5 protein-coding genes are annotated in these 5510 nt (G+C 73.0%); 2 read left to right on the forward strand and 3 right to left on the reverse strand.

Features of this window, described 5'->3' with window-relative positions; translation table 11 throughout:
- Positions 1–411: NADPH-dependent FMN reductase (locus V7Z97_RS18945; RefSeq protein ID WP_334165000.1), on the forward strand; the 411-nt coding region annotated here is incomplete at its 5' end.
- A 26-nt stretch (positions 412–437) separates the two neighbouring features.
- The gene (locus tag V7Z97_RS18950; protein WP_334165001.1) at positions 438–1247 is read left to right on the forward strand and encodes a DODA-type extradiol aromatic ring-opening family dioxygenase; all 810 of its coding nucleotides are present in this window, start codon (positions 438–440) and stop codon (positions 1245–1247) included.
- A gap of 71 nt (positions 1248–1318) precedes the next feature.
- Here the strand turns inward: V7Z97_RS18950 and V7Z97_RS18955 are convergent, their stop codons facing one another.
- The 3 genes from V7Z97_RS18955 to V7Z97_RS18965 all read right to left on the reverse strand — a co-directional run.
- Positions 1319–2296 (reverse strand): amidohydrolase family protein, encoded by a 978-nt coding sequence (locus tag V7Z97_RS18955; protein ID WP_334165002.1) that lies wholly within the window; start codon positions 2294–2296, stop codon positions 1319–1321.
- Positions 2297–2339: 43 nt separating this feature from the next.
- Positions 2340–4751, reverse strand: a complete 2412-nt coding sequence (locus V7Z97_RS18960; protein ID WP_334165003.1) for an ATP-binding protein — start codon at positions 4749–4751, stop codon at positions 2340–2342.
- Between the two features lie 55 nt (positions 4752–4806).
- The coding region (locus tag V7Z97_RS18965; protein ID WP_442958054.1) for a TrmH family RNA methyltransferase at positions 4807–5510 on the reverse strand (704 nt) is incomplete at its 5' end.

Raw genomic sequence — 5510 nt, forward strand, 5'->3', positions numbered from 1 at the left:
GCCGCCTGGACCCGCTTCCGTGACGAGGTGGGCGCAGCCGACGCGGTGCTGTTCGTGACGCCGGAGTACAATCGATCCGTCCCCGGCTTCCTGAAGAACGCCGTCGACGTGGGATCTCGTCCCTGGGGCAAGGCGGTCTGGACCGACAAGCCCGCGCTCGTCGTCTCCACCTCGGCCGGCGCGCTCGGCGGATTCGGCGCCAACCACCACCTGCGCCAGGCGATCAGCTTCTTCAACATGCCCGTCCTCGGCCAGCCCGAGGCCTATATCGGCAACACGCTCTCGCTCTTCGACGAGCAGGGCGAGCTGACCAACGAGGGCACGGCCGACTTCCTGCGCACCCTCGGCCAGGCCTTCGCCGCGCACATCGAGCGCAACGTCGCCGCCGCCGCAGCCCGGCGCGCGGCCTGAGCGCCGCGTCCCGCGGAGGCCTCCCGATGACCCTGCCCACCGTCTTCGTCCCGCACGGCGCCGGTCCCTGCTTCTTCATGGACTGGACGCGCGGTCCCGCCGATACCTGGGACCGCACGGCCGGCTGGCTGAAGGGCCTCCTCGCCACCCTCCCCGAGCGGCCGAAGGCCATCCTGGTGGTGTCCGGGCACTGGGAGGCCGACGCCTTCACCGTGCAGACGGGCGAGCGCCCGCCGCTGCTGTTCGACTACTACGGCTTCCCGGAGCACACCTACCGGCTGGCCTTCGACGCGCCCGGCTCGCCGGCGCTGGCGGCCCGGGTGCGCGAACTCCTGGGCGCGGCCGGCTTCGCGACCGCCGGGGACGCGGAGCGCGGCTACGACCACGGGGTCTTCGTGCCGCTGAAGCTGGTGACGCCGGACGCCGACATACCGGTGGTGCAGCTCTCGCTGCGGGCCGACCTGGATCCCGCGGCGCACCTCGCCGCCGGCCGGGCGCTCGCGCCGCTCAGGGACGAGGGCGTGCTGATCGTGGGCTCCGGCATGAGCTGGCACAACATGCGCGGCTTCACCCCGGCCTTCACGGCCAAGTCCGCCGCCTTCGACGCCTGGCTGGGCGAGGCGGTCGCCGATCCGGCGCGGCGGGAGGCCGCGCTCGCGGCCTGGGACCAGGGCCCCTTCGCCCGCGAGGCCCACCCGCGCGAGGAGCACCTGGCCCCGCTGTTCGTCGCCGCCGGCGCGGCGCCGGGCGAGCCCGGCGAGACGGCCTTCCGCGACCAGGTGATGGACGTGGTGGTCTCCGCCTACCGCTTCGGGGCGCCCTCCCCGAGCCGCTGACCTGCTCGTCGGCGGCGATCCTCCCGGCGGCGACCGCACACCCGCCGCCGGGAGGATCCTTCCCGTCCGGTTCAGATATCCAGCCGGTAGAACCTCACCGCATTGTCCCGGAAAAGCTGCGCTTTCTCGTCGGCGCTGCAGCCGGCGGCGAGGCGCTTGAGCGCGTTCCACAGGACGCCGTAGCCGCAGGACACGCTGTCCACCGGGAAGTTGCTCTCGAACATCCCGCGCCCGGCGCCGAACGCCTCCAGGCAGGTCTCGACATAGGGCCGCCAGGCGTCCGCCAGCTCGGCCGACGACGGCAGCACGTCGCGGCGCTGGAAGCCGAAGCCCAGGGTGGCCATGCCGAGGCCGCCCAGCTTCACCCAGACGTTCGGCCGCCGGGCCAGGTCGGCGATGTCGGCCGCCCAGGCGGCGAACACCTCGTCGCGCCGGCCCGCGTAGGGACCGATGCCGAGCGGGCCGCCCACATGGTCCAGCATGATCGGGGTCTCGGGAAAGGCGTCGGCCAGCGCCGCCACGTCGCCGATCTGGGTGTGGTACTGCCAGGCCTCGAAGGACAGGCCGTGCTCGGCGAGCTTCGCGAACCCCTCCCGGAAGGCCGGCAGGCCGTAGAGGCCGGGCGGCGGCTCGGTGTGGCTGACGCGAATCTCGGGACTGGCGTCCCAGGCGCCGGCGTGGCGGATCCCGCGGAAGCGGCCGCCGCCCGCCCGCACGTGCTCGGCCAGCACCTCGTCGACCGAGGCGCCCTGCGCCAGGTCCGCCCGCCCGACGATGCCGGCGCAGGCCCGCACCGGGCCGTAGCGCCCGGACTCGGACATGGCGGCGACGCCCGCCACGAACTCGGTCTCGCCCACGAACCGGAACGGTTCCGGCTTCACGGCGGAGTAGAAGGCCCCGCATTCCACGAAGACGGTGCTCTCCACCCGGTGGCCCTGGCCGATGTCCGCCAGCAGCTCGGGCAGCAGGTAGCGCCCGTTCGGGAAGTCCCACAGGTGGTGGTGCGGATCGCAGATCGGCAGGTCCGGCTCGAGGACCTCTTCGGTCATGGGGTGCTGCGGCATGGGGCCGAGCCTAGCGCGGCGCCGCCCGTCAGGCGACCTGCTGCGTCTCCGCGGGGCGCGCGCCGGGCTCCACCGCCGCCTCCACCGCCTCGAACAGCTTGGCCGCGGAGATCGGCTTGGCGATGAAGCCGTCCATGCCGGCGGCGGCGTACTCGGTGATGTGGTGGCGCATGGTGTTGGCGGTGAGCGCCACGATCGGCGTGCGCCGGCGGCCCTCCAGGGCTTCGCGCGTGCGGATGATGGCGGTGGCGCTGGGGCCGTCCATCTCCGGCATCTGCACGTCCATCAGGATCAGGTCCCAGGGCTCGCGCGCCCAGGCCTCGACGGCCTCCCTGCCGGTGCGCACCAGCACGGGCTCGACGCCGACCTGGCTCAACAGGGTCTTCAGGACGAGCTGGTTGGTGGCGTTGTCCTCCGCGGCCAGCACCCGCAGCGGCCGCATCTCGACGTCGGCGGACGGGGGCGCCGGGGCCGGCGCCCTGCCCTTCCCCGCAACCTTGGCCAGCGGCAGGCAGACGGTGAAGGTCGCCCCCTCTCCCGGCGTGCTCCGGGCGGTGATCCTGCCGCCCATCAGCTCGGCCAGGTCTCGGCAGATGGCGAGGCCCAGGCCGGTGCCGCCGTAGCGGCGGGTGGTGGAGGCGTCGGCCTGCTCGAACTTCTGGAACAGGTGGGTGAGCTTGTCGGGGGCGATGCCGATGCCGGTGTCCTTCACGGTCAGGCGCAGGGCGTCCCGACGGCGGCCGACGGTGACGGTCACGCCCCCCTTGTCCGTGAACTTCAGGGCGTTGGAGACCAGGTTGTAGAGGATCTGGCGGACGCGGACGGAATCGCCCAGCCAGGCCCCGCGGGCCGCCGGCTCGATGTTCAGCTTGAAGGCCAGCCCCTTGGCCTCGGCCACCGCCTTGAAGGTGGCGTGCGCGCCTTGCGCCAGCTCGGCCATGTCGAATTCGGCCTGCTCCAGTTCGAGCTTGCCGGCCTCGATCTTGGAGAGGTCGAGCACGTCGTTGAGGATCGCCAGCAGGCCCTCGCCGGACTGGCGGATGACCTCCAGCCGCTCGCGCTGCTCGGGCGAGAGCTCGCCCATGGCCATGGCCTGGGCCATGCCCAGGACGCCGTTCAAGGGCGTGCGGATCTCGTGGCTCATGGTCGCCAGGAAGGCGCTCTTGGCCTGGTTGGCGGCCTCCGCCTCCTCCTTCGCCTGGACGAGCGCCCGCTCCTGGGCCTTGCGTTCGGTGATGTTCTGGAAGGCGCCCAGCAGGCGCAGCGGCCGGCCGTTCTCGTCGGAGATCATGCGCGCGGTGCCGGCCACCCAGACCTCGCGCCCATCGTCGCGGGCGACGCGATGCTCGGGACGATAGGGAACCCCTTCGGCGACATGCCGCTCCCAGGCCTTCATCGTCTCCGCGCGGTCGCGCGGATCGACGGCGGCCCAGGTGTCCTGGGCCATGTCCTCGTAGGTCTTCGGGCGGGTGAAGAAGGTGTCCTCCGCCCCGGCCTTGACCAGCTCCCGGCGGACGAGGTCCATCTCCCACACGTGGACGTCGGCGATCTCAAGGGCCAGCCGGAGCCGTTCCTCCGAGCGCTCGGTGCGCTCCAGCGCCTCGACCATCTCGGTGACGTCGTGCGAGGTGATGATCAGGCCGCCGACAGAGCCGTCCACCTGGCGCCAGGGGGCCACCACCGCCTGCAGCCATTCGACACCGCCCTCGGGCCGGGGAATGGAGATCCGGTCGACGTTGACCGTCTCGCCGCCGAGGCAGCGGTCGAAGGCGGCGCGGAAGGGCTCGAAGATCTCGGGGGCGAGTTCGTAGAGCGAACGGCCGCGGGCGTCCTTGATCTGCAGGTCGCGCCTTTCCAGCCACCGGGCGCTGGCGGCGATCAACCTCATCTCCTGATCGGTGATGACCAGTGGGATGGCGGCCACCCGGACGACCGCCGAGAGGGTCCGACGGGCCGCGTCGCGTTCGCGCAGCGAGGCCTCGCGGGCCTGCTGGGCGCTTATCCGGGTCCACTCGTCGGCGACGAAATCGGCCAGGTCCTGAAGGCGCGCCGCCGTTTCAGCGTCGTAGGGACGCGGGCCATCGCCGCGGACACAGAGGACGCCGGGCACCGCCCCGTCGGCCAGGCGTATGGGCGCGCCGACGTAGAAGCCCATGCCGCAGGTCTTCAGGCGGGCGTCGGGACAGCCGCCGTCGATCCAGAGCAGCTCGCCGCCCTCGACCACGGAACGGGCCGCCGGCGCGTCGCACGGCAGAATCCGGCCTGGGTCGTGGCTGCGCCAGGCGGCGTCGCCGTCACCGCTGAACAGGGCGATCTGGGCCCGGGCGCCGGGCAGCAGGGCTTCGGCCAGCCGGACGGCGCGGTCGAAGACCGGGCCGGACTGCTCCGTACCGGGCGGCTGGGCTGCAACCGCAGCCTGCCGCGTCCTCACGCGTGTCATCTACTTCGCCCCACCTTGCCCGCACCGTAGAACAGGGTGGTTAAACACCCCTTGCTCAGGTGACGCGGCGTCCCGCCGCAGCCAGGCGGTGCAGGACGATGCCGCTGGTGGTGGCGACGTTAAGCGAGTCGAAGCCGCCCGCCATGGCGATCCGCACGGTGCGGGTCCGGGCCAGCACGCCGGCGGCGAGGCCGGGGCCCTCCGCGCCGAACAGCGCGGCGGCGCGGGCGGCGGGGACCACCGCGTCCAGTTCCTCCGCCCCCTGGGGCGACAGGGCGAGCACCTCGAACCCCTGATCCTGCAGCACGCCCACGAGGTCCGCCCCGGCCGGCAGGCGCGCGAAGGGGGTGGTCAGGGCCGCGCCCACCGAGACCCGAATGGCCTTGCGGTAGAGCGGATCGCAGCAGTCGGCGTCCAGCAGCACCGCGTCGGCCCCGAAGGCGGCGGCGTTGCGGAAGACGCCGCCCATGTTGTCGTGGTTGGCGATGGCCGAGAGCGCCACCACCAGCGCCCGCGCCGGCAGGCACGACAGCAGCGCCTCGGGGGCGGACTCGACGCGCCGCCCCAGCCCGAGGATCCCGCGGTGGATCGGGAATCCGACGATGGCGTCCATCACCCCCTGCGCCGCCGCATAGACCGGCGTCTCCGCCGGCAGGGCCGCCAGCAGGTCCTTAAGCCCCTGCAGCCGGTGTTCCGCCACCAGCACCGAGACGAGCGGGTGGCGGCCGGCCTGGACCAGCTTCTCCAGCACCACCCGCC

Source organism: Phenylobacterium sp. (assembly GCF_036821595.1).
In the GTDB taxonomy this organism is placed as follows: domain Bacteria; phylum Pseudomonadota; class Alphaproteobacteria; order Caulobacterales; family Caulobacteraceae; genus Phenylobacterium.